Here is a 20,945-nt window from a genome sequence, read left to right on the forward strand (position 1 = left end):
AAGGAATCGGAGCGGGCGACGCGACCTACTCCATGTGCTCGTCGTTCAGTCCCTCGAATATCTCGGGGTCGGTGCGGAACTTGAGCACGTTGTGCACCACCGAGTTGCGGATGTTGTCGATGACGTCCCCGTGTTCCTTGTAGAACTCGTGAATCCACTGTGACTCCGCCTGCCGGTTGGGGAACATCATCACCGTCTTCCACTGGTACTCGCCGTCCGAGAGGAAGTAAAACAGCGTGTTGGGGTCGTCGCGGATGTACTCCATCGCGGCGCGCCAACTGTCCGCGAAGTGTTCCGGGTTGAACTTGAACTCGAAGAGGCCGAAGATGTAGTACTCCTCGTTGGGGATGATGGCCTCCCGGAACACGCCCTCGTTTCGCATCTCACGAATCGACTCGCTCACGGTGACGTGCGACACCTCGATGTCGTACTCCTCCGCGAGGATGGTCGTGAGCTCGCGCGAGGACAGTTGCGGGTCCCGCGTCAACTCCCGCAGAATCGCAATGTCCCGCTCCTTGAACTTCCACTCCGGTGAATCCGTCTCGTCGGTCATAGTACTCCTTCCGGAGAGCGGGTTATCATAGTTCTCCTTCGAACGCCGCGAGAAAATCGAGAGTTGTGTTCGTTTCGGATAGCTGCGAACCGTGGCGGTCGGCGCGCGGAAGCGAGTGCAACGAGCGGCGCGCGAGGGACGAGCGAAGCCTCGCTGAGCGAGGAGGCTGGGGAGGGCCGAAGGAGGAGGTGGTGCGGTTGCGGTCTCATTGACGTCTGTTACTGCTCGCGTCAGAGACACAACTACCGTGATGAAGTCCTCGAAAGCCCCCGGACGTTCGCGGTCGTTGCGTGGGATATTTTGGCCTCTCCGCGCCGGAAGAGCTCCGCTCTTCCGAGCCGTCCCTCGCTTCGCTCGCGGCGACAACGCCCGGCCCCTTTCAGTCCCAACCCCGCACTCGCACCGCGCCACGATGGATAGGTGAGTTGGCGTTTGTGACAGTTGGTCGGTCGAGCGTCGCCCCATCCTGTGAAATTCCCTCTCGAAGTCCTAGAGCAGGTCGTCGGAGATGATGTTCTTCTGGATTTCGCTGGTTCCCTCGTAGATTTTGGTGATGCGGGCGTCGCGGTAGTAGCGCTCGACGGGGTGGTCGGTGACGTAGCCCGCGCCGCCGTGGACCTGAATCGCCTCGTCTGCGACGTCCACGGCGTGCTCGCTGGCGAAGAGTTTCGCCATGCTGGCGAATCGAGTCGCCAACTGGTCGTCGCCCGAATCGACGTGGGAGGCGGCGCGGTAGGTCAGAGAGCGGGCGGCCTCCACGTCCGTCGCCATGTCCGCGACCTTGTGCCCGATGGCTTGGTACTCCTTGATGCGTCGGCCGCCCTGCTCGCGCTCGTTGGCGTAGTCGATGGATTCGTCCACGGCGGCCTGCGCGACGCCGACGGCCTGCGACGCGACGCTGACGCGACCCGAGGCGAAGAAATCCATCAGCTGATAGAACCCCTCGTTCTCCTCGCCGATGACGTTCTCGGTGGGGACGCGTACGTCGTCGAGGACGATTTCCGCGAGGTCCGAGGCGCGGATGCCGAGTTTGTTGTCGATTTTGGTCGGCTCGAAGCCGTCCGCGTCGGTGGGGACGAGGATGGCGCTGATGCCGCGGTGGGGCGGTTCCGCCTCGGGATCCGTCTTCGCCATGACGACGGCCACGTCGGCAACGGTGCCGTTGGTAATCCACATCTTGTTGCCGTCGATGACGTACTCGTCGCCATCGCGCCGGGCGACCGTCTCGATACCCGCGACGTTCGATCCGTGCCCCGGTTCGGAGATACAGCTACAGCAGGCGGACTCGCCGCTGGCGATTCGCGGGAGCCACTCCTCTTTCATCCACTCGTCGCCGAACTTCCGGATCATGTTCGACCCGAATCCGCGGCTGCCGATTGCGCTCCCGATGCCCGCGTCGGCCCGCCAGAGTTCCTCGGTGACGATGACCGACGAGAGGGTGTCCATCCCGGCACCGCCGTACTCGACCGGGATGCCCGGTGCCACGAGGTCCAGTTCCGCCGCCTTCCGAACGACGTCGTCTGGGTACTTCTTCTCCTCGTCGTGTTCGCGGGCGACCGGCGTTATCTCCGCCTCGCCGAACTCCCGCACCGCCTCGCGTATCGCACGCTGTTCGTCTGACAGTCGAAATGCCATACCCCGCCTTCGGATTCCAATGAAAAGAATCTTCGGCATTTCAGTAATATATGTTAACAGAATCCGCTACTTATCCGTACAGTCCGGCGTAGATTTATGTGCGAGAGAAACGAGGATGCGGACATGCGCGCTGCAGTGTTACGCGAGTACGGCGAACCCCTTCGAATCGAGGACGCTGAGCGCCCGGAACCCGACCCGGACGGCATCGTGATAGAGACGGACGCCTGCGGCATCTGCCGAAGCGACTGGCACGCGTGGCAGGGCGATTGGGACTGGATAGGCGCGAAACCGCCGATGGGACATATTTTGGGCCACGAACCCGCCGGAACGGTCATCGAAGTGGGCGAGGACGTGACGCGCCTCAGCGAGGGTGATAGCGTCGCCGTCCCGTTCACCCTGAGCGACGGCACCTGTCCCGAATGTCGAAACGGCCACTCGAACGTCTGTGAAAACCTCCTCCCGCTCGGCTTCGCCGACCCCGTTCCCGGCGCGTTCGCCGAGGAGGTCCACGTTCCCGCCGCCGACCAGAACGCGGTGACGCTCCCGGACGGCGTGTCGCCGGTGGCGATGGCCGGACTCGGCTGTCGGTTCGTGACCGCGTTTCATGGGTTGGTCCACCGGGCGGACGTGGACGCGGGCGATTGGGTCGCGGTCCACGGTTGCGGGGGCGTCGGCCTCTCGGCGGTCCACATCGCTTCGGCCATCGGCGCGAACGTCGTCGCCGTCGATTTGGACGACAAGAAGTTGGCGAAGGCGGAGGAACTCGGGGCGCTCGAAACCGTGAACGCCGCCGAGACGGAGAACGTGCCGAGGGCCATCATGGGCATCACGGACGGCGGCGCGTCGGTGTCCGTGGACGCGCTCGGCATCGCCGAAACCTGCCAGAACTCCGTCTCCAGCCTCCGTCGCCGCGGCCAACACATCCAGATCGGCCTCACGACGAAGGAGGAACGGGGGAGCGTGGAACTGCCAACGGACGCGATGGTGATGAAGGAAATCGAGTTCGTCGGGTCGTTCGGAATGCAACCGCCTCGCTACGACGAAATCCTCCGAATGGTCGAGTCGGGGACCCTCGACCCGAGCGCCGTCGTCAGCGAAACCGTCACGCTGGACGACGTTCCGGACCGGCTGGCCGCGATGAGCGATTACGAGACGATGGGGATTCCCGTCGTGGACACGTTCTGAGGCTGCTGGCGAGAGACTCGTCCGACGTGCCGTTCGGAAAACGAGACCGTACGGGTGCCTCGACGACGCGCTTCGGACGGGAGTCAGAGCGACGCGAGACGGGCGATGTAGATGAGGCTGAGAACGTGGTCGCTCGTGTCGAGCGAGGCGGGACCAGCGGACCCGAACCGGTCCGTCTCCGAGAACCCGTACATGTACGAGCGAAGGGACTCGTAGGCCGATTCGCTCAGCCAGTCGATGTCCACGTAGTAGGAGAGCGCGTTGCCGGTGTTCTCGAATCCGGCCTTTTCGATGAGGAAATCGAGCCATTCGAAGACCACGACCTCCGCGCCGTAGCGGGTCGGCAGTCCCGTCAAGTAGGGTTTTCCCGGAAGCGAACCGGTCGCCAGCAGTTTGGTTTGCAACTTCACCAGCTCCTCGCGCTGACCGATACGGAGGAGTTCCTCAGCCGTCCGCTCGTCGTCGTCCGCGTCGAGGTCGAGGGGTGGTTCGTCCTCGTCAGCCATCCTGCGGAGTTCGCGCAGGTCGTACTCGGCTGGCTTGATACTCATTCTGATACTTAGAAGAAGAGTATTTCAACCCACTTAAACCTTGGTACATGGCAGTTCGTGAAAACTGAGTTCAGAAAAGCGTCACGTCGAGCTATTCGTCGTTGTTTCCGCCGCGGCGCTTTCGCGCGACGAGTACGACGCCGAGGAGACTGGCGAGGAGACCGAGTTTCCGGGTGAGGTTCCCGCTTCCGGCGGGTTCGGAACTGAAATCGTCCGCGCTGATTTCGTCGTCCCCGTCGTCCTCGTCGCCCGTCCCGGAGCGGCGCTTGGCCACGAACAGGGCGGCACCGACGACGAAGAGGAGACCGAGGAGCGGTTTCAGCACCGACGACAGCGACGAGCAGGACGATTCCGATTTCGTGCTGGCGGTCGCGGGTGCGGAGTCCCTGTCGGGGTACACTCGTTCCTCGACGAGCGCCGGTTTTTCGATGTTGATTTTGAGGAGTGACATCACCGTTCCATTCGTCCCGGAACAAGGTTATAGCTTCTGTCTCCCGTCGACTTTCGATAGCAGATGAACACGGTGGAATCAACGCGAAGAACATAAAAAACCCGTCAGACTTACGGTGGCCAGCGAATACCGAAGGGTATGTCGATGCCGATCCGCGTGTTGCTGGTCGACGACGAACCGGACCTCGCGGAGATGGCGGCCCAGTTCGTACGACGGGAAGGAGACGCCTTGGAGACGCACGCGGAGACGAATCCGGCGGACGCACTCGACCGGCTGGAAGCCGAAGCGTTCGATTGCGTCGTCAGCGACTACGACATGCCGAGGATGAACGGCCTCGAACTGCTCGCTGCCGTTCGGGAGACGTTCCCCGAACTGCCGTTCATCCTGTTCACGGGGAAGGGAAGCGAGGAAATCGCCAGCGAGGCCATCTCCGCGGGCGTCACCGACTACCTCCAGAAGGAGACCGGCGTGGACCAGTACACCGTTCTCGCGCACGTCGTCGAAAACGCGGTGGAGAAACACCGCGCCGAGCGCGCGCTCCGCGAGAGCGAACGGCGGTTCGAAGCCGTGTTCGACGACCCCTTTTCCTTCATCGGCCTGCTCGAAACCGACGGGACGGTCATCGCGGTCAACCGAACCGCGCTCGACGCGATTCGCGAGGACGCGGCGGCGGTCGAGGGAGAACTGTTCTGGGAGACGCCGTGGTGGACGGTTTCGGACGAGGAGCGGGAGAAGCTACGCCGACGAATCGCCGCCGCGGCGGACGGCGAGTTCGTCCGGTTTCGCGCGGAAAACCTGACCGACGAACTGGGACCGGTCGTCCTCGACGTCATCGTCCGCCCCGTCCGCGGCGAGTCCGGCACCGTCGAAACGCTCATCGCCGAGGGGCGAAGCGTCGAAAATCACGACGGATGGTCGGAAGCCCTACGGTGAGGAAAACGACCCGCGGACCGCCTCGCTGAACGTGTGTCGAACGCCGGGACTGACGGCGAAGAGGATGCCGACGTAGACGACGCCGCCGAGCGAGACGAGCGAGAGGAGGTCGGTCCACGACGCCACGGGGACGGACGCGTGGGCGACGGAGACGACGACGAACATGACGAGACTCGCACCGACTTGCGCGGCCATCGGACGCGAAACCGGTTCGACGCCGACGAGTTCACCCCGGAGGAATCGAAGCGCGCCGAGATACACGACCGACTCGGCGACGATGGTGGCGACGACGACCCCGACCGGACCGAACCGGAGCGTCAGGAAGACGCCGAGAAGGAAGTTGATGCCGACGGCGAGCGCCGAGAGCCGCATCGCCACGTCCGGTCTGTCGAACCCGTTGACCGCCTGCAAGAGCGGCCCGCTCTGTGCGCGGACGACGCGATACGCGGCGAGACCGACCAGCAGGACGGCGGCGTTTCGGTACGCCGGTCCGTACACCGTCACGACGAGGGCGTTCGAGAGCGCGAGCGAGCCGAAGAGGATGGGAAACGCGAGGATTCCGGCGTAGGCCAGCGTGTTCGAGATGTCGCGGGCGGCACCGCCGACGCGCTCGTTTCTGGCGCTGACCGTCGTCATCAGCCCCCGTCCGGCCATGTCGGCGACGAACACGGCCGGGAGGGTGAACTTCCACGCGACCTCGTACCACCCGACGGCCGACGTGCCGTCCACGAGCAGGAAGCCGAGCAGGAGCACGTCGAGGCGGTCGTAGGTCGTTCCCAACAGCGTCGACGGGATGCTGTACCGAGCGTAGTCGGCGAGGCTCCGAACGAACGCGCGGGACGGAATCGCGGGGCGGGCCGCGACGAGGACGACCGCGAGGGGGAGCACCAGCGCGGAGGCGAGCGCCAGTCCGTACACCATTCCGGCCGCCCCGACGACGGTCGCCGTGCTGAGGAGGGCGACGAACCCGATTTGGAGCGGGAGGGTGAACACCGACCTGAGCGTATCGACCCACGTCGCGGCGCTGATTCGACCCCTGCCCTGGACGAGGCTGTCTATCGTCTCGTACACCGATTCGGTGGCGAGCAGGCAGACGAGCAACAGGGGGGCCAGCGCGAGACCCGTGTAGTTCCGGAGGGCGTCGCCCGCGAGGAAGACGACCGCACCCGCGATGACGACCCATCCGGCGTCGAATAGGAGTTGCGCGCCGAACGCGGGAGGACGGAGCGCGTCGGATTCGGCGACGCGTTTTTTCGCCGCCAGCGACCACCCGTTCATCGGTCGGTCGGCGAACTTCACCAGCGCGAAGAGGAGGTAGACGCCGCCGAACGCGCTCGGCCCGAGCCACCGCGCGAAGACGATGGTTCCGACGAAGCCGATGAGCGCCATCGAAAACTGGGCGACCGTCCCGCCGAGCGTCTCCCTGCTGAGGCTGGTTCCCGCCGCCTCGCTCATGCGTAGCCGAGGTCTCGGAGTTGCTCCTCGACGGCGGGCGAGACGGCCGCGTCGTTCGACACTACCCGTCGATTCAGTTCGTTCACGAGCGTTTCCACTCGCTCCCGCGGCTTTTCCGTTTCGCCGGACTGGCGGAACCCGTCGGGCGTCTCCCACCCGTAATAGCCCGGCGCGACCAGCGCGTGGAGTTCCGCGTCCAGCGGTTCGACGTCGAATCCGTCGTGGGAGAGCGCGGCGCGGTGACGGTCCGTCAAACCGTGGTACTCAACCAGCCACTCGGTTCGGTCCGCGTTGTCGGGGTCAACGAGCAGGTTCCGCCCCCGCGAGTCCCCGTCGAGGTCGGCGATGTCGAGCACCGTTCGATGCACGTCGAGCAGGCTGACCGGTTCCTCGCGGCGGGCGGTCGCCCCGCCCGTCTCGTCCGTACTCCAGATACAGAGCGGCACCTTCGTCACCTCGGGATACAGGCCACAGAGGTGCTCCCACGCGCCGTACTCGCCGAGGGCTTCGCCGTGGTCCGCGAGCGTGATAACGTGGTCGAACTCCTCGCGGAGTTCGGCGAAAATGGCGCGGTAGCGGTCGGAGAGGTAGCGAACGCCGTCGTCGTACGCCCGCCGAATCCGGTCGGGGTCCACGTCGGGCGACGAAAGCGTCGCCCGAAGGCCGTCGAGTTCCGGGGGGTCCACGGTTCGGAACTCCTCGGGCGGGGCGTAGGGCGTGTGGGCTTCCATCAGGTTGACGAACAAGAACTCGTCGTCGCCGAAGTCGGTCTCGCGGACGAACTGGAGCGCCTCCGTCGCGCCGTCGTCGCGGGTCGTCCGACCCATCCCCAAGTCGCGGAGTTTGAGGAACGCGCCGCGCTTGAGCGACGGCACGGTGTCACAATCGCCCAGTAGAATGTCGCGCAACGCGACGGCGTAGCGCTCCGGCCCCATCTCGCGCGTCTCGGCGATGAACCCGTCCCAGTCGAAGACGTCCTCCGAGAGGGCGTCGAGTCGCCAACTCCCCTCGAACCGGTCGAATCCGCGGTGGAAGTCGAACGGGCGCGAGATGTTGACGTTGGCGCTGAACGCGCGGGTAGTGTAGCCGTCCTCGTGGAACGACTCGGGAAGCACCGGTTCGGGACAGTCGAGCAACTGTGCACCGGCGTAGACTCCCAGTTCGCTCGGATACTTCCCCGCGAACAGGGAGGCGTGGGCCGGGACCGTCCAGTGGGAGGTCGAGTAGGCGTTCTCGAAGCGCGTTCCCGGAAGCCAGTCGAAGTGCGCGTCGAAGGCGTCCTTCCGTAGCGTGTCGAGGACGACGAGCGCGACGTTCATCGGTATCCCAGCGCCGACAGGCGCTCTTCGACCGACGCGTCCGCACCGTCGGAGGCGTCCGTTTCGCGCAACCTCTCCACCGTTTTCATCCAGCGTTCGGGTTCGTAACTCCCCGTGTCGGTCCCGCCGGTGACGACCCACGGGACGTCGCGGAGGGCGCTTATCGGCGTGCTGTCGGGGTGCCCGTAGACGTACCACTCGCCGAATCCGTTGCCGTGGTCGGCCGTGATGACGACGCGCTCGGCGTCGAGGTTGTCGAGCAGCACCCGAACCTCCGAGAGGACGTAGTGGAGGTTCTCGCGGTAGGAACTCCACACCTGCTCTGTGGAGAGGTCGCCGCGCCGTAAGCGCTCCCAGACGCCGACGCGCTCGCCGAACTCGTCCCGACTCATCGCGTCGCCCGGAAGCGGAGCGGGAATCGACGGGAAGTGCGGTTGCATGTAGTGAACGACGAGTTTCGTCGGGTCGTCCGCCCGCCAGTCGATGTCCCGCCCCGCGAGGATGGCCCGGTCGGTGACGGCGCGGGCGGGAACCGTCCCGAGTTCGTCGTCCCACCCGTCGCGCCACACCTCCTCCAACCGGTCGAAGTTCCCGGCGTCGAGGTGTTCCGCGGAGTTCGGATTTGCGGTGACGTGGACCGTATCCGAACAGTCCCGCTCCCCGAAGTTCTCGCGCATCCACTCGTCCGAACGGGTGCCAGCGGATTCGAAGCGCCAGACGCGCTCGACGAAGGGGACCTCGGGCGCGACCTCGCACATGCAGTCGAACCGACAGCCGTCGAGGACGACGAGCGCATCCCACGGATGGTCGTAGACGGATTCGCCGAACTCCCGGCGTTCCCCGACGCGTCGGAGAAACCCCTTGTACAGTTCGTACGCCGACTTGTCCACGCCGCGCCAGCCGTCCTCCCGAACCCGCTCCCGACTCTCCTCGACCCAATCGCCGAACGTCATCGGACCCCTCCCGCATCCCGAACTCTATCGACGGCGTTCCAAAAGCCCCGTCGCCACAGCCAGTCGTTGACCCTGCCGAGCCTCGTCTCGGGGACGATTCGCTCCTCGTAGCGGGTCGGGTACTCGCGTTTCAGGCGGGCCTCGGTGTCGGAATCGATAGTGGCGCGGGGGCGGTCGGGGTGCGACATCACCATCGCCGGGTCGTACCGACACGGCCCGTAGGACTCCATCCGCCACCCGAATTCGGTGTCGTCGCGCCACCCCGCGTACTCGCTCCGGAACCCGCCCGCGTCGAGCGCGACCTCGCGGTCGAAGGCGAGATTACATCCCACGTACAGTCCCGTTCCGTCGTAGGTCCGTCCGCCGCTGACGCTCCCTTCGACGCAGACCGTTTCGCCGTCGAGGGCGTTCTCGATTACGGCGACCCAGTCGGGCGGGGGGAGACAGTCGTCGTCGGTGAGCGCCACGACGTCCGCGCTCGCCGCCTCGATTCCGGCGTTTCGCGCCTCGCAGATGTCGAGGGACGCGTCCTCGACGACCAGCACCTCGAACTCGGTAGCGGTCTGGTTCCGCAAGGCGGCGACGACTCCCGCGTGATCGTTCGATGGAACCGTCGGAATGACGACCGACACCCGCGGCTCATCGGATGCGTATGGGTTTCGTATCATCAGCATCGACTGCGGCGCGCTTTTCGGCCGCCTCCGCGTGCGTTCTGTTGACCAGTTCGAGCAGCGACTCGGCGAACGTGGACCGGTCGTATCGACGCGCGAATCGCTGGATTTCCTCGGCGTCGAAGTCGTCGGGGTCGAACCGTTCGACTGCTTCGCGGAGCGACCCGACCGTCGGGTCGAAGCGAAGCCCCGTCCGCCCCTCTACGACTTGGTGGCGAGTGTAGCCATCGTTCACGCCGATGAGGGGTTTGCCCGCCGTCAGCGCCTCCGCTCCGACCAGTCCGAAATCCTCGTTCTTGGGCGCGTAGACGACGGCAGTGGCGCGCGAGACGAGATCCTCCACGTTCGGGACGTATCCCCGCAGTTCGACGTTTTCGAGGCCGCGCGCCTTCCGTTCGAGTCGCTCCCGTTCCTCCCCATCGCCGACGACGAGGAGGCGTTCCTCCAACCCGGCGAACGCGTCGACGATGAGGTCGATGCGTTTCTCCGGCGCGAGACGGGACCACGTGACGAAGTAGCCGTCGTCCCCCTCGTTTCTCCAGTCGCCGGTGACGGGCGGGTAGACGACGGCCGCCTCCCGGTCGTAGTACCGCTGAATTCGGTCGCGGACGAGCTCGCTGTTGGCGACGAATCGGTCGACGTACTCGTTGCCCTCCTTGTCGAGCGTCCGCCACGCCTTCGCGTAGCCCTTCAGCGCGAATCCGACGCCGGGGTAGTCGAATCCCGAGAGCCGTTCGCGGTAGAGGTCGTACAGCCACCGCGGCGGACTGTGCGGGTAGTGAAGGATCGTCTGTTCGACCGGCGGTACGTAGGACTTCGAAAGCGGTGCGCTTTCGAGGAGCACGTCGTACGTCGCCAGTTCGTCGTGCGCGTCGGTCAAATCGACCGCCACCGACAGCGTTTCCAGCGGGTTCATCCCCTCGTTCTTCCATTCGAGCAGTCGCCCCGAGAGGCCCCGGGTGTACTTTTCCTGCCGTATCGGAACGATGGTTACGTCGTCCGGGACGGCGACATCGCCCGCCACGTACATCGTGTAAATCGGCGCATCGAGTACCCGAGCGGCCTCGATGGCGAACCGTTCGCCGCCCCCCATGGCGGGAAACCTGTCGTGTAAAATCGCAACGTCGCGTGATTCCTGTCTCATTGGCCCACCCCTGAGCGTGACGATGCTACAGCACGTTAGCTGATAAATTGTGTGCTCTTCTTGAAAATGTGACGTTAGTGTAACGATCCGGAACGAGTCAGGCGTCGGCGTCCGGTTCGAACGCCGGGTGTGCGTCGCGGATTTCCGCTATCAGTTCGCGAACTTCCTCGCTCGCTTCCTCGTCGGGGACGACCGGTTCCATCCCGTCGAACACCTCGTGGACCATCGCAACGCCGTCCGAGAGCGTGTCCAAGCCGTAGCCGCCTTCCAGGACGAATCCGAGCGCCGCTCCCGCTTCGTCCGCCAGTTCTCGAGCGCGGGCGGTGAGCATGCCGTATCCCTCCGTCGAGACGCGCATCCGAGAGATGGGGTCGTGGCGGTGGGCGTCGAATCCGGCGCTCACCAACACGAGGTCGGGGTCGAAGTCGAGAAGCGACGGCGCGACGAGGTCGTCGAACGTCGAGCGGTATTCGGGGTCACCCGACCCCGCGGGGAGCGGGACGTTGAGCGTCGTTCCCTCCCCGTCACCCTCTCCCGACTCGTCTATTTCTCCCGTGCCGGGATACAGTCCGTCCTCGTGAATCGAGACGTAGAACACATCGTCGTCGCCGTAAAAGATGTCCTGCGTTCCGTTGCCGTGGTGAACGTCCCAGTCGATGATTGCGACCCGTTCTGCCTCCCCATCGTCGATGACCGACCGGGCCGCGACGGCGGCGTTGTTGAAGAAACAGAATCCCATCGCGTCGTCCTCCACCGCGTGGTGTCCCGGCGGGCGGCCCAGCGCGAACGGCGTCGAGCGGCCGTCTTCCCCCGAGAGCGCCGCCTTGGCGGCCCACTCCGCCAGCCCCGCGCTTTCGAGCGCGGCGTCCCACGTCGCCGCCACGGCAACGGTGTCCGGGTCCCAGTTTCCGCCGCCGTCCTCACAGAACTCGCGGAACTCCGTTACGTACCCCGCGTCGTGGACAGCGGTCACTTCGGCCTCGGTTGCGGAAGGTGACTCGACGTATTCGACGCCGTGCTTTCGCGTGAGGGCCTGTCGAATCGCACGCAACCGGTCCGCGTTTTCCGGATGTCGCTTCCCGGTGTCGTGAGCTAAACAGACCTCGCTGTAGCCGAAGTTCATTCGAACAGCCTGAAGTATGTCTCGATGTCCTCGGCCTTAACCGTTCGCCGGTCCGCGTGATGGGCGAGGATCGCCGCCGCGGCCGCGACGTTGTTGGCGTAATCCTCGAGGATGTCGGCGAGTGCCACGCGCGCATCCATCGAAACCCGATAATCGTCGTCGATGTCGAGCCGCGCGATTCGGTCGACCGGCGCGACCGGGAGGACGAGTTCGTCCTTGTCGACGACCTGTTGGACGCCGAAATCCTCCGCCATCAGCGTCTTCCGTCCGTCCTTCGTCGCCCGTTTTGCCGCGTCCACGGCCAACTCCGCCCCGTGAATTTGTATCCGACGGGCGAGTTCTTCGGCGGCGTCCGCGCTGACGCGGAGGTCACCTGCTTTCCGTCGGATTATCGTATCGACCGGCGCAAACGGAAGCTCAACGCTCATAATCCAACAGCGGAAGTCAGTCGCCCTTAATCTTTCCCTACCGTCGTTCGCGGCAAATCCGACGGGAAACTGCCAGCACGAATAAAAAGGACGACGGCGAACTGCCGAACACGATGAGCGACCCACACGAACGCGACCGAACGATGGCAAAGGAAAAAGAAGAATCCGACGAGGCAGACGAGAAGGAGGAGGCCGAACAGGCCCGCGAGGAGGAACTCGAAGACGAAACCGACGTGGAACAGAACCAAGCCCGCGAGGACGCGGCGACCGACGAACAGAACAAGGACAATCACCGCGACGAAGAGCCGTTCCAGAGTTAAGATTCCACGCGAAACGAAGGCGACGCGGCGTTAGAAAACGTCCTCGGCGTCAATTTTTCCGCCGCGACGTTCGCCGCGCGCGGTCACTTCTTGCCCCAGGTGAACGTCCGCGTCCGTCTCGACGCTCACCGTCTCGTCGCCGTCGTCCAGTACGACGGGACTACCCGCCTGAACGACCGTCCCGGTGAACTCCACGTATTCGCCGGCGGCGGCCGTCGCGGTTGTGGTCGTCGTCTCCGTCGTGGTTGTTCCGGAGTCCGTCGCTCGTTCGGCGTCGCTTCCGCCGCTTCCGCTGCTTCCGTCACTGCCACCGCTTCCGTCGCTACCGTTCCCGAACGCGTCGAGACCGGTCCCTTGGCCCGTCTCGTCCGCGTCGTCCGCTCCGGCGTCCGTCGGTGAACCGCTGTCGAGGACGGAGATGGTGGACTGCCACCCCGCGGATGCTTCGATGTCGTCCGCCCAGCCGTCCTTTATCGAAACGTCGGCGAAGGCCGCTTTGTCGCCCGGCGCGAGTTCGCGGTCGGCCTTCTCGCCCCACAGCGCGACGCGGATGTCGCCGGTTTCGTCCTGCACGCGGACGTTTTTCACCTGTCCTTCCGACCCGTCGTCGCGGTCGAAGGTGCGCTTCGGGTCCGTCGAGCGAATCACGCCGACGATGTCGGCCGTGTCGCCGATTTCGAGGTCCGCAATCGGCGTGCTCTCGGGAACGTATTCGATGTCGGCCTCGATCTCCTCGACGGCACCGCGGTTGCCGACGTGCAGTTCGAGGTTACCGTCGCGCTCGCGGACGTAGCCGTCGACGATTTCGACGGTGATGTCCGGGTCGAGTTCCTCGGCCGCGTCCGCGCGCTCGTCCCAGAGCGTGATTCGGATTCGGCCCGTCTCGTCGCCCACCGTGAGGTTGGCGACCCTGCCTTCCGACCCGTCGTCGCGGTCGAAGGTGCGGACGGTCCCCGTATCGAGGAGTTTGCCCTGCAGGTTCACGTCAGAGAGGCCGAGCGAGAGGTCGGACACCGAATAGGAGTCTTGTACCTGCACATCGACCTCCGTGTCCTCGTCGGGTTCGACTTGATCGACGTTGACCTCGGTCCCGCTGTAGCCGTCCGTCGGACGGCCCTTGATGCGAAGCACCTGCCCAATTTCGAGCTGCTCGTTGGCGGCCTGTGCCTGTTCGTCCCAGAGCGAGATGCGAATCGACCCCGTTTCGTCCGCGACGTCGACGTTCAGGACGTGGCCGTCCTCCGCGTCGTCCCCGTCGCGTTCGAAGGTCCGAACGTCGCCGATGCTCGTCACCTTGGCAACGAACTTCACTTCCTCGATGCCGGGTTCGATGTCGGCGACCCCGTTTACTTCGCTCTCGTCTAGTTCGTGGGCGATGAGCATTGCGGCGGTTTCCTCGTCCGCAAGGCCGCCCATCTGTTCGACTTTTTCCTCGACGGCGTCCCGGAACTCGTCCAGAGAGATGTCGGCGTCGAGGTCCCCGTGTACCTCGTCTATAACGCCCATAATCGTACTCGGTTGCAGGGTTGGCCGTCGCTTAAGCGTTGTCTTTGTGTCGGCAATCGGACGGAGTACGTCGATTCCGATGCGATTCGACTCATACAGAACAGTGGTCCCCCCTTCACCCATAAACCTACGCTCCGTCTCTCGATGACGCTTTCGTCGAAATCAGCTTCCCGCGCTTTCGGTGGTGCTCCCGCGGTCAGCGTCCGCGACGACCTTCGATTCCCCCATGCTCTTGTGGGTGACGCTCACCGACTCCGGGAGCGACCCTTCGAACGTGAACGTCGCGCGGTACTTGATTTCGGTGAGACACTCCGAACAGCCGATGCTCCCGTCTTTCTTCTTCGTTCCCATCGTCACCGTGAACGCGCCCGATTTCGAATCGGACTTCGCGCTCTCGATTGTGGGACGCGCACAGGAATCGCTCCCCGTCATCGACCCCGTGACGACGACTCGCTTTTTCGAGTCCTCGAACGCCACCGAGGCCTCGTTGGTGGGCTGTCCGCACTCCACGCTGATGACCTTCAGCGAGCGGTTCTTCGCGGCCTCGTCCGTACCGCTCGTCGTGGTCGTCCCCGTCTCCGTGGTTTCGGTGCTCGTCGTTGTCCCGTCCGTCGTGGTGGTTTGGGTCGTCGTGGTCGTCGTCTCGGTTCCAGAACCGTCGGGTTCTGAGTTACCCGGACTCCCGCCGCCGTCGCTGAGACAACCAGCGAGCAGTCCGACGGTCGTCGCTGCACCGGCGCGTTTCAGGATGGCTCGTCGTTGCATACCAATAACTACTGGACCCATTCTAAAAACACTCCCGTAGACGAAAATAGCGATTTGAGTTACTCCCACGGCGTCGCCACCTCCTCCGATTCGTGGGATTGGGTCTCTCCCTCACACCGCCGCCACATCGCAAGCGCTATTAAGCCGACCGCGAAATGAATGAATGAGTCCTGGTAGGGTAGTGGACTATCCTCTTGGCTTGCGGAGCCAGGGACCGGAGTTCAAATCTCCGTCAGGACGTTTTCAGAGCGTAACGCGATGAGCGAAGCGAAGAGCCTTCGCTCGGAAAACGACTCGCGGAGATTTGAGCAGGGAAATCGCATGCCCGGGAGCGCAACGAAGTGAGCACCCCGGAACGGTTTCGCGAGTTCAAATCTCCGTCAGGACGCTCATTTCATTCGCGACCTGACTTGCCTCACGCTCGCGTGAGACTCCGTCAAGACGTTTTTGCCAACACAATACCGACGAGCGGAGCCTCTCACTTCACCGCCCGAATCAACACCTTCTCGTTGCTAAATTCGGTCACGGTTCCGTCCTCGATGGTTACGTCGTACACGCCCTCGGCTTCGGGCGTTCTGACGAGTTCGTCCAGTTCCTTCCGAGCCGATTCGCCGGGGGTCGTCCGTTCCGCCCACGAGTCGTAGTCGAGGTCCTTGCGCATGGTGGCGGTCTCATCGATACCGAATCCCGCGTCGCGGAGCCACTCTTGCCATCGCGTGACCGAATAGGCTTCGCCGTGGGTCGAATCGCGGAGCCGTTCGAACCGATTGTAGAACGCGGCCAACGCGTCGTCCTCGGGGACGATGTTGTCCTCGAAAGCGAGGACGCCACCGGGCGTGAGGACGCGGGCGACTTCGGCCACGAACGAAACCGGGTTCGGGAAGTGGTGTGCGGCGATTCGACAGGTCACGGCGTCGAAGGTCTCGTCGGAGAAGGGAAGCCGCTCCGCGTCGGCGACCGCGCCGGAGACGGGAAAGGCGTCGGTGGCCGTCCCGACCATCGCGGGCGTGGCGTCGGCGGCGACCACGGTGGGGACTGTTTCGGCGAGCGCACCCGCCGTGTGTCCGGCACCGCAGGCGATGTCGAGCGCGCACGCGGCGTCGTCGCACCACGACGCGAGCAGTTCGAGGTCCGCACCGGTTCGGTGAACGTCGCTGTCGAGATACGCGTCGGCGACGCTCCCGAACGAATCCGTCGTCGCCCGCTTCCGGTCGATATCGTCCATACGGAACGTACGTCGAACGACGCGAAGGCCGTTGCCGTTCGCGCAGTTTTCACCGAGCGCGCGTCTGCCATGGTGTGTCAGGCCAAATATAGCGCGAACCGTGACACTTTTGAACCCGGCGTGAATATTTACTCGTGTATGAGTAAAGTTGAGAACTACCGACTGTTCGTTCGTGACTTGAAGAAATGGGCCGTCAAAAAGGCCGCGAAGTAACCGCTTCCCACGGTTACACTCGCCGAGGACGGCTCCATCAGGTCATTGCATCACCCTTTTCGAGCCGTTTACCGTACATCCGGAGGAGTTTTTCATCATCGACGGGGAATGGACCGTATGGACGCTTCTCTCCGTGCCGGGGTCGCCATCTACAACGCCGGTGAGTTTCACGCCGCCCACGACGCGTGGGAGGACCAGTGGCTAGACCTCGAACGGGACACCGACGACGAACGGTTCCTCCACGGACTGATCCAGTTCACGGCGGTCGTACACCACACCGCCGATGCGAACTGGACGGGTATCCGTGGCCTCGCCGAGAGCGCGGCCGAGTATCTCGCCGGACTCCCGGACGAGTACCGGGGAGCGAACGTCGAACCGGTTCGGTCCTACCTCCGTGCCGTTCGGGACGACCCCGAGCACGTCGAGCGAACCGCACCGCCGCAACTGACCATCGACGGGACCGTTCTCCGCCCCGAGGACCTCGGATTCGACGCGTCCGCGGTGGCCGCGCTGGTCCTCGCCGAGGAGTTCGGCTACGACGAACCGACGTTCGAGCGAGCGGTCGAATTCGCACGGGGGGATTTGGACGCCGGGGACGAGGGAAGTCGGTTCATCACGTTTCTCATGGATTTCGTCCGGCAACCGGAAAACAGGGCGCTGATAGCACAGCGTCTGGGTCAGCACGTCAAAAAGCGGGAGTTCCGGGAGACAGACGTGAGCGGCCTGTTCGAGTGACTCACGAGCAGGTCCGGTACCATGAACCGAATCATCGTTGGACACGTTGTTGCCGTTGGGAATGATTTATGTCCGTGACACCCGCTAGAGCCAGATGATGAGCGAGGTTTCCGCGAGCGTCGGGCGCTACCTCAGCACGATTCACCTCGTCAGCGAGAGCACGGGGCGTCCGGCCAAAACCGGGGAGTTGGCGAACGCCTTGGACGTGAGCGCAGCCAGCGTCACCGAGATGCTCACGACGCTCGAAGCGCGCGACCTTGCGACCTACGAGAAGTACAAGGGGGCGACGCTCACGAACGAGGGAGAGGAAACCGCGCGGGAAGTGATGTGGAAGCGATGTCTCGCGGAGAACTTCCTGACCGACGACCTCGAAATCGACGACCCGGACGAGGCGCGCGAGATGGGAAACGCCCTCTCCGACGAGGTTGCGAGTCGCATCCGCGAGCACATCAATCACCCCTGTAACGGCGAGTGCAGCGCGCCCCAGACCGAATACAACGAATGTTGTGACGACGTGCGCGACACCGAAGCGAACTAGGCGAAGCGAACGATTTCTTCGAAGCCGTCGAGCGAGAGCGCGTCCCCGGAGGTAATCCCTCGCGCGGCGGAGCGGCCGAACGCGTCGGTAACGAACTGGCGAGCGACCAGTCCCTTCCGTCCGTTCCCCGCCGCGAGTTCGCCGTCCGCCTCCGACAGCAACAGCGCGGCGGTGTACACGTCGAAGACGTAATCGGCCAGTTCCTTCGCGTGGAGTTGCGCGTACTCCTCTTCTTCCGTCGCCAGGGTCACGAGGGCATCCTGTAGTCCGTCGAGTTCGTCGCGGGTGGTCGCCACCAAGTCGGCGAGGTCGTCGTGTTCGATACCGTCCAGTCGGTCACGGGTGAGTGCCAGCGCGGGTTTGTGTGCGTCCTCTCGCGCCAACGCGCGAAGCACGTCGAGCGAGAGGATGTTCGAGGTCCCCTCCCAGATGGGAAGCACTTGCGCGTCGCGCAGGAGGCGATTCGTGACGAAATCGTTCACGTAGCCGTTGCCGCCGTGAATCTCCATCGCGTACGACGCGACGTCGACCGCCATCCGCCCCGTTCTCGACTTCGCGATGGGAACGAGCAGGCGCATCAGCGCGACCGCGTCCTCGTCGCCGCGGTGGTAGCGGTCGAACGCCCGCCCGGCGTCGAACGTGAACGCGGTCGCCGCCTCGTGAGCGACGGCCATCTCCACCAGATCGCGGCGCATGAGCGGATACCTATCGATGGGGTTGCCGAACGCCTCGCGGTTCGCGGCCCGAACTTTGCTCTCCAACAGCGCCCGCCCGATGAGACCGCACGACGCGAAGGCGTTGGCGATGCGTTCGAGATTGAGCATCTCGGACATGTACCGAAAGCCGGATTCGAGTTCGCCGACGAGATACGCCTCCGCCCCGCGGAACTCGACTTCACCGGTCGGAACGCTTACCGTCCCCAGTTTGTCCTTCAGCCGACGGACGAGAACGTCGCGGTCGCGCTCGCCGTTGGACGTGGTTCCCGGAACTAGAAAGAGCGAAAGTCCCTCGGTTCCGTCGGGCGCGTCCGGCGTCCGCGCGAGCGTGAGGATGGCCCCGGAATCGACGTTCGAGCAGAACCACTTCTCGCCTGTCAGCCGCCATCCGTCGTCGGTGCGTTCCGCGACGGTTTCGGTCGCGCCGACGTCGCTCCCGCCCTGTCGCTCCGTGAGGAACATCGCGCCCTGAAGCAGGTCGTCGTACTCGCGGGCGGTGAGTCGGTCGAAGAATTCCGAGAGGGACCCGTCGGAACCGTCGTCGAACCGCTCCAGCACCAGCGCGACGCCCGCGGTCATGGCGACGGGGCACGTCAATCCCACGTCCGCGTACGCGAGGAGGTAATCCATCGTCAGGTGGTGGAGCATGGACGCCGGGTCGTCGCGGCCCGGCGGTGCCCGAAACGAGTCGGCGACGATGCCCGCGCCGTACACGAGTTCCTCGTTTTCCAACTGGGCCGGATGGTACTCGATATCGTTCACGAGCCGCCCGTGTCGGTCGTACTGGTGGAGTTCCGGGCCGTGTTCGTCGATGGTATCCGAGTTCGGGGCGACGGTCGTTCCGACGATTGCGCCGAACTCGTCGAAGCGTTCCTCGGCCCAGCCTCGGTCGCCGGGATAGGTTCGCTCGACCTCGTGTTGTAAAACGGGGTCGTACTGCCAGTAGTTCATCCCGCGGCCGCGGTCGAACCGCCCGTAGTCGATACTCATACTGACCGACACATCGCGGCCGAACTAATTAAACGATGTCCCGGTACACCCGTCCGAAGGCGATGCGCTGGAGGGTCGCAATCGCCGCGTCCTCCTTTTGCTGGTAGGTCGCCGCGACGACCGTCTCCGCCGCCGGTGCGACGTGCCACGCGACGTTATCGACGTTTTCGCTCCCCTCGACGTGCACCTCGAATCCGTCGGGAACGTCGGCCTCGAACTCGTCGCGTGTGCCGGTTTCGATTTCGAGCAGCGAGGCGAACAGGGCGTCCCGCGCCGTCGCAATCACGTCGCCGGTCACGCGTTCGCCGTACTCCTCGCGGTCGAAGTCCATCGCTTTAGCCGTCTCCTTGACGACGGTCTGTGCGACCGGTCCGACGTCTTCGTACTGTTCGTGCGCAGCCCCCTCCGTCTCCGGGGCGAAGATTCCGTGCGTCTCCATGGCGGGTACTTTTCGGGGAAGAAACTATTCGTTTTCGTCCTTCGATTCGTCAGATTCGTCGTCCGCCTTGGCGTCGTTCCGGTCCGCCTCCGCATCGTCCCCCGCGTCGAACATCTGTTCGGTCATCTGCCGCGCCTCGGCCATAACTCGCTGGGCGTCAGCGCCCACGGTCGCGTCCCGACCGTAGCCACCGGCCTGTTGGAGTTCGTCCTCCAAGCCACCGCCGTGGTCGTGGTTGCCGTGACCGTGATGGCCGTGGTCGTGAACCGTGTCCTCGAACACCTGCGGGTACTCCTCCTCGTCCGCGTACTCCGTGATTCGCGGCGCGAGTTCGTCGGGTCCCTCCTCGTTCCATCCGGGCGCGTGTTCGTCCAGCCACGACTCGTGGTCCGCGTCGCCGAGAATGGCCGCGAAGGCGAGATGGTTGGCGAGGTGTTCCCCATCGGACTGTGGCGTTTCGCACACCGGACACGCATATCCCATGCACGAGGGTATGGCGTCCGCACTGAAAAACGGTTCAGTCGCCGACGGTCAGTCGAGTTCGACGATCATCACGAGCGCGTCCTCGCCGTCCCCGTAGTACCGCGGTATCGTCCGCAAGTAGCGGAAGCCAAAGTCGCGATACAGCGAAATCGCTGGGTCGTTGCTCGCCCGGACCTCCAGTTTGACGCTGTGCGTCCCCCGCGCTCGAAGGCCCGAAAGCGCCTGTTTCAGAAGCTCCCGCCCGATTCCCTCGCCGCGGCGCGAGGGGTGAACCGCGATGTCCTTGACGTGTCCGAGCGCCCGACCGTGATTCGGAATCATGTCGGCGACGATGTAGCCGACTATCTTCGCGCCGTCCATGGCGACGAGAAACGTGGGCTCGTCGATGTACCGTTCGAACGCCGCGAACGGCCACGGCTGGCTGAACGAGGCCTTCTCGATGCGGAAGATGGCGAGCAAGTCCGCGTCCTCGGCGGGGCGAATCGAAATCGACCCGTTCTCGCTCGCGGTGGTAGTCACGAGCGACCATTCGACGCGCATGATTAAAACATCAACCCCCAGCTTTTACTGCGGTCGTGAACGGGGAGCGAGCGCGACTCGCGCTCGCTCTCGGT

General features: G+C 64.4%; 23 protein-coding genes and 1 tRNA gene. 6 read left to right on the forward strand and 18 right to left on the reverse strand.

Annotated features, from left to right (window positions below; genetic code table 11):
* Window positions 1-25: 25 nt before the first annotated feature.
* Both V5735_RS09785 and V5735_RS09790 read right to left on the reverse strand, forming a co-directional pair.
* On the reverse strand, window positions 26-553 hold the full coding sequence (locus V5735_RS09785) for an Lrp/AsnC family transcriptional regulator (RefSeq protein ID WP_007980002.1): 528 nt from the start codon (window positions 551-553) through the stop codon (window positions 26-28).
* 489 nt (window positions 554-1,042) lie between these two features.
* The gene (locus tag V5735_RS09790; RefSeq protein ID WP_423743346.1) at window positions 1,043-2,188 is read right to left on the reverse strand and encodes an acyl-CoA dehydrogenase family protein; all 1,146 of its coding nucleotides are present in this window, start codon (window positions 2,186-2,188) and stop codon (window positions 1,043-1,045) included.
* A 123-nt stretch (window positions 2,189-2,311) separates the two neighbouring features.
* On the opposite strand from V5735_RS09790, the gene V5735_RS09795 reads away from it, so the two are divergent.
* A complete protein-coding gene (locus V5735_RS09795; protein ID WP_423743347.1) occupies window positions 2,312-3,373 on the forward strand; it encodes a zinc-dependent alcohol dehydrogenase family protein in 1,062 nt (353 codons plus the stop codon).
* An 83-nt stretch (window positions 3,374-3,456) separates the two neighbouring features.
* On the opposite strand, the gene V5735_RS09800 is transcribed toward V5735_RS09795, so the two are convergent.
* Together V5735_RS09800 and V5735_RS09805 are read right to left on the reverse strand one after the other, a co-directional pair.
* The gene (locus tag V5735_RS09800; protein ID WP_423743348.1) at window positions 3,457-3,924 is read right to left on the reverse strand and encodes a FlaD/FlaE family flagellar protein; all 468 of its coding nucleotides are present in this window, start codon (window positions 3,922-3,924) and stop codon (window positions 3,457-3,459) included.
* 91 nt (window positions 3,925-4,015) lie between these two features.
* Window positions 4,016-4,375, reverse strand: coding sequence for a hypothetical protein (locus tag V5735_RS09805; RefSeq protein ID WP_423743349.1), 360 nt, complete (start codon window positions 4,373-4,375; stop codon window positions 4,016-4,018).
* A gap of 138 nt (window positions 4,376-4,513) precedes the next feature.
* Here V5735_RS09805 and V5735_RS09810 point away from each other — a divergent pair, with 138 nt between their 5' ends.
* Window positions 4,514-5,308: a response regulator gene (locus V5735_RS09810; RefSeq protein WP_423743350.1), complete on the forward strand. Its 795-nt coding sequence runs from the start codon at window positions 4,514-4,516 to the stop codon at window positions 5,306-5,308.
* Here the strand turns inward: V5735_RS09810 and V5735_RS09815 are convergent.
* From V5735_RS09815 to V5735_RS09845, 7 genes are all read right to left on the reverse strand, one after another.
* Window positions 5,300-6,763: a polysaccharide biosynthesis C-terminal domain-containing protein gene (locus tag V5735_RS09815; protein ID WP_423743351.1), complete on the reverse strand. Its 1,464-nt coding sequence runs from the start codon at window positions 6,761-6,763 to the stop codon at window positions 5,300-5,302. The two genes, V5735_RS09810 and V5735_RS09815, sit on opposite strands and share 9 nt — an antisense overlap.
* Window positions 6,760-8,082, reverse strand: coding sequence for a sulfatase-like hydrolase/transferase (locus tag V5735_RS09820; RefSeq protein ID WP_423743352.1), 1,323 nt, complete (start codon window positions 8,080-8,082; stop codon window positions 6,760-6,762). The genes V5735_RS09815 and V5735_RS09820 overlap by 4 nt, the downstream gene beginning before the upstream one ends.
* The gene (locus V5735_RS09825) at window positions 8,079-9,035 is read right to left on the reverse strand and encodes a hypothetical protein (RefSeq protein WP_423743353.1); all 957 of its coding nucleotides are present in this window, start codon (window positions 9,033-9,035) and stop codon (window positions 8,079-8,081) included. Before V5735_RS09825 ends, V5735_RS09820 begins: the two co-directional genes overlap by 4 nt.
* Window positions 9,032-9,703, reverse strand: a complete 672-nt coding sequence (locus tag V5735_RS09830; RefSeq protein WP_423743354.1) for a glycosyltransferase family 2 protein — start codon at window positions 9,701-9,703, stop codon at window positions 9,032-9,034. Before V5735_RS09830 ends, V5735_RS09825 begins: the two co-directional genes overlap by 4 nt.
* Window positions 9,675-10,850, reverse strand: coding sequence for a glycosyltransferase (locus V5735_RS09835; RefSeq protein ID WP_423743355.1), 1,176 nt, complete (start codon window positions 10,848-10,850; stop codon window positions 9,675-9,677). Before V5735_RS09835 ends, V5735_RS09830 begins: the two co-directional genes overlap by 29 nt.
* A gap of 97 nt (window positions 10,851-10,947) precedes the next feature.
* A complete protein-coding gene (locus V5735_RS09840) occupies window positions 10,948-11,973 on the reverse strand; it encodes a histone deacetylase family protein (protein WP_423743356.1) in 1,026 nt (341 codons plus the stop codon).
* On the reverse strand, window positions 11,970-12,401 hold the full coding sequence (locus tag V5735_RS09845; RefSeq protein ID WP_423743357.1) for a histone: 432 nt from the start codon (window positions 12,399-12,401) through the stop codon (window positions 11,970-11,972). The genes V5735_RS09840 and V5735_RS09845 overlap by 4 nt, the downstream gene beginning before the upstream one ends.
* 113 nt (window positions 12,402-12,514) lie before the next feature.
* Between V5735_RS09845 and V5735_RS09850 the strand changes: the two genes are divergently transcribed.
* On the forward strand, window positions 12,515-12,721 hold the full coding sequence (locus tag V5735_RS09850; RefSeq protein WP_423743358.1) for a hypothetical protein: 207 nt from the start codon (window positions 12,515-12,517) through the stop codon (window positions 12,719-12,721).
* Between the two features lie 30 nt (window positions 12,722-12,751).
* Here the strand turns inward: V5735_RS09850 and V5735_RS09855 are convergent, their stop codons facing one another.
* On the reverse strand, window positions 12,752-14,227 hold the full coding sequence (locus V5735_RS09855) for a single-stranded DNA binding protein (RefSeq protein WP_423743359.1): 1,476 nt from the start codon (window positions 14,225-14,227) through the stop codon (window positions 12,752-12,754).
* A 162-nt stretch (window positions 14,228-14,389) separates the two neighbouring features.
* A complete protein-coding gene (locus V5735_RS09860; RefSeq protein WP_423743360.1) occupies window positions 14,390-14,992 on the reverse strand; it encodes a hypothetical protein in 603 nt (200 codons plus the stop codon).
* Window positions 14,993-15,159: 167 nt separating this feature from the next.
* On the opposite strand from V5735_RS09860, the gene V5735_RS09865 reads away from it, so the two are divergent.
* Window positions 15,160-15,232, forward strand: a tRNA-Arg gene (locus tag V5735_RS09865).
* Window positions 15,233-15,470: 238 nt separating this feature from the next.
* On the opposite strand, the gene V5735_RS09870 is transcribed toward V5735_RS09865, so the two are convergent.
* Window positions 15,471-16,217 (reverse strand): class I SAM-dependent methyltransferase, encoded by a 747-nt coding sequence (locus V5735_RS09870; protein WP_423743361.1) that lies wholly within the window; start codon window positions 16,215-16,217, stop codon window positions 15,471-15,473.
* A gap of 330 nt (window positions 16,218-16,547) precedes the next feature.
* Between V5735_RS09870 and V5735_RS09875 the strand changes: the two genes are divergently transcribed.
* Window positions 16,548-17,165, forward strand: coding sequence for a DUF309 domain-containing protein (locus tag V5735_RS09875; RefSeq protein ID WP_423743362.1), 618 nt, complete (start codon window positions 16,548-16,550; stop codon window positions 17,163-17,165).
* Window positions 17,166-17,262: 97 nt separating this feature from the next.
* Window positions 17,263-17,703: a metal-dependent transcriptional regulator gene (locus tag V5735_RS09880; protein ID WP_423743363.1), complete on the forward strand. Its 441-nt coding sequence runs from the start codon at window positions 17,263-17,265 to the stop codon at window positions 17,701-17,703.
* On the opposite strand, the gene V5735_RS09885 is transcribed toward V5735_RS09880, so the two are convergent.
* Genes V5735_RS09885 through rimI form a run of 4 tightly spaced genes read right to left on the reverse strand, consistent with a single transcriptional unit; the run spans window position 17,700 to window position 20,871 of the window.
* A complete protein-coding gene (locus V5735_RS09885) occupies window positions 17,700-19,409 on the reverse strand; it encodes an acyl-CoA dehydrogenase family protein (protein WP_423743364.1) in 1,710 nt (569 codons plus the stop codon). The genes V5735_RS09880 and V5735_RS09885 overlap by 4 nt on opposite strands.
* 28 nt (window positions 19,410-19,437) lie before the next feature.
* A complete protein-coding gene (locus tag V5735_RS09890) occupies window positions 19,438-19,848 on the reverse strand; it encodes a DUF5809 family protein (protein ID WP_423743365.1) in 411 nt (136 codons plus the stop codon).
* A 24-nt stretch (window positions 19,849-19,872) separates the two neighbouring features.
* On the reverse strand, window positions 19,873-20,331 hold the full coding sequence (locus V5735_RS09895; RefSeq protein WP_423743366.1) for a DUF5810 domain-containing protein: 459 nt from the start codon (window positions 20,329-20,331) through the stop codon (window positions 19,873-19,875).
* 48 nt (window positions 20,332-20,379) lie between these two features.
* On the reverse strand, window positions 20,380-20,871 hold the full coding sequence (rimI, locus tag V5735_RS09900; RefSeq protein ID WP_423743367.1) for a ribosomal protein S18-alanine N-acetyltransferase: 492 nt from the start codon (window positions 20,869-20,871) through the stop codon (window positions 20,380-20,382).
* Between the last annotated feature and the right edge of the window lie 74 nt (window positions 20,872-20,945).

It is taken from the genome of Haladaptatus sp. SPP-AMP-3, assembly GCF_049568665.1.
GTDB classification, from domain to species: Archaea; Halobacteriota; Halobacteria; order Halobacteriales; family Haladaptataceae; genus Haladaptatus; species Haladaptatus paucihalophilus.

Excerpts from the sequence above, each read along its gene's own strand:
- V5735_RS09885 (WP_423743364.1), bottom strand. The coding sequence starts at position 19,409 with ATGAGTATCGACTACGGGCGGTTCGACCGCGGCCGCGGGATGAACTAC.
- V5735_RS09870 (WP_423743361.1), bottom strand. The coding sequence starts at position 16,217 with ATGGACGATATCGACCGGAAGCGGGCGACGACGGATTCGTTCGGGAGC.
- V5735_RS09840 (WP_423743356.1), bottom strand. The coding sequence starts at position 11,973 with ATGAACTTCGGCTACAGCGAGGTCTGTTTAGCTCACGACACCGGGAAG.
- V5735_RS09800 (WP_423743348.1), bottom strand. The coding sequence starts at position 3,924 with ATGAGTATCAAGCCAGCCGAGTACGACCTGCGCGAACTCCGCAGGATG.
- V5735_RS09855 (WP_423743359.1), bottom strand. The coding sequence starts at position 14,227 with ATGGGCGTTATAGACGAGGTACACGGGGACCTCGACGCCGACATCTCT.
- V5735_RS09790 (WP_423743346.1), bottom strand. The coding sequence starts at position 2,188 with ATGGCATTTCGACTGTCAGACGAACAGCGTGCGATACGCGAGGCGGTG.
- V5735_RS09785 (WP_007980002.1), bottom strand. The coding sequence starts at position 553 with ATGACCGACGAGACGGATTCACCGGAGTGGAAGTTCAAGGAGCGGGAC.
- V5735_RS09835 (WP_423743355.1), bottom strand. The coding sequence starts at position 10,850 with ATGAGACAGGAATCACGCGACGTTGCGATTTTACACGACAGGTTTCCC.
- V5735_RS09815 (WP_423743351.1), bottom strand. The coding sequence starts at position 6,763 with ATGAGCGAGGCGGCGGGAACCAGCCTCAGCAGGGAGACGCTCGGCGGG.
- V5735_RS09845 (WP_423743357.1), bottom strand. The coding sequence starts at position 12,401 with ATGAGCGTTGAGCTTCCGTTTGCGCCGGTCGATACGATAATCCGACGG.
- V5735_RS09850 (WP_423743358.1), top strand. The coding sequence starts at position 12,515 with ATGAGCGACCCACACGAACGCGACCGAACGATGGCAAAGGAAAAAGAA.
- V5735_RS09875 (WP_423743362.1), top strand. The coding sequence starts at position 16,548 with ATGGACGCTTCTCTCCGTGCCGGGGTCGCCATCTACAACGCCGGTGAG.
- V5735_RS09880 (WP_423743363.1), top strand. The coding sequence starts at position 17,263 with ATGAGCGAGGTTTCCGCGAGCGTCGGGCGCTACCTCAGCACGATTCAC.
- rimI (WP_423743367.1), bottom strand. The coding sequence starts at position 20,871 with ATGCGCGTCGAATGGTCGCTCGTGACTACCACCGCGAGCGAGAACGGG.
- V5735_RS09820 (WP_423743352.1), bottom strand. The coding sequence starts at position 8,082 with ATGAACGTCGCGCTCGTCGTCCTCGACACGCTACGGAAGGACGCCTTC.
- V5735_RS09830 (WP_423743354.1), bottom strand. The coding sequence starts at position 9,703 with ATGATACGAAACCCATACGCATCCGATGAGCCGCGGGTGTCGGTCGTC.
- V5735_RS09810 (WP_423743350.1), top strand. The coding sequence starts at position 4,514 with ATGTCGATGCCGATCCGCGTGTTGCTGGTCGACGACGAACCGGACCTC.
- V5735_RS09825 (WP_423743353.1), bottom strand. The coding sequence starts at position 9,035 with ATGACGTTCGGCGATTGGGTCGAGGAGAGTCGGGAGCGGGTTCGGGAG.
- V5735_RS09795 (WP_423743347.1), top strand. The coding sequence starts at position 2,312 with ATGCGCGCTGCAGTGTTACGCGAGTACGGCGAACCCCTTCGAATCGAG.
- V5735_RS09890 (WP_423743365.1), bottom strand. The coding sequence starts at position 19,848 with ATGGAGACGCACGGAATCTTCGCCCCGGAGACGGAGGGGGCTGCGCAC.
- V5735_RS09805 (WP_423743349.1), bottom strand. The coding sequence starts at position 4,375 with ATGTCACTCCTCAAAATCAACATCGAAAAACCGGCGCTCGTCGAGGAA.
- V5735_RS09860 (WP_423743360.1), bottom strand. The coding sequence starts at position 14,992 with ATGCAACGACGAGCCATCCTGAAACGCGCCGGTGCAGCGACGACCGTC.
- V5735_RS09895 (WP_423743366.1), bottom strand. The coding sequence starts at position 20,331 with ATGGGATATGCGTGTCCGGTGTGCGAAACGCCACAGTCCGATGGGGAA.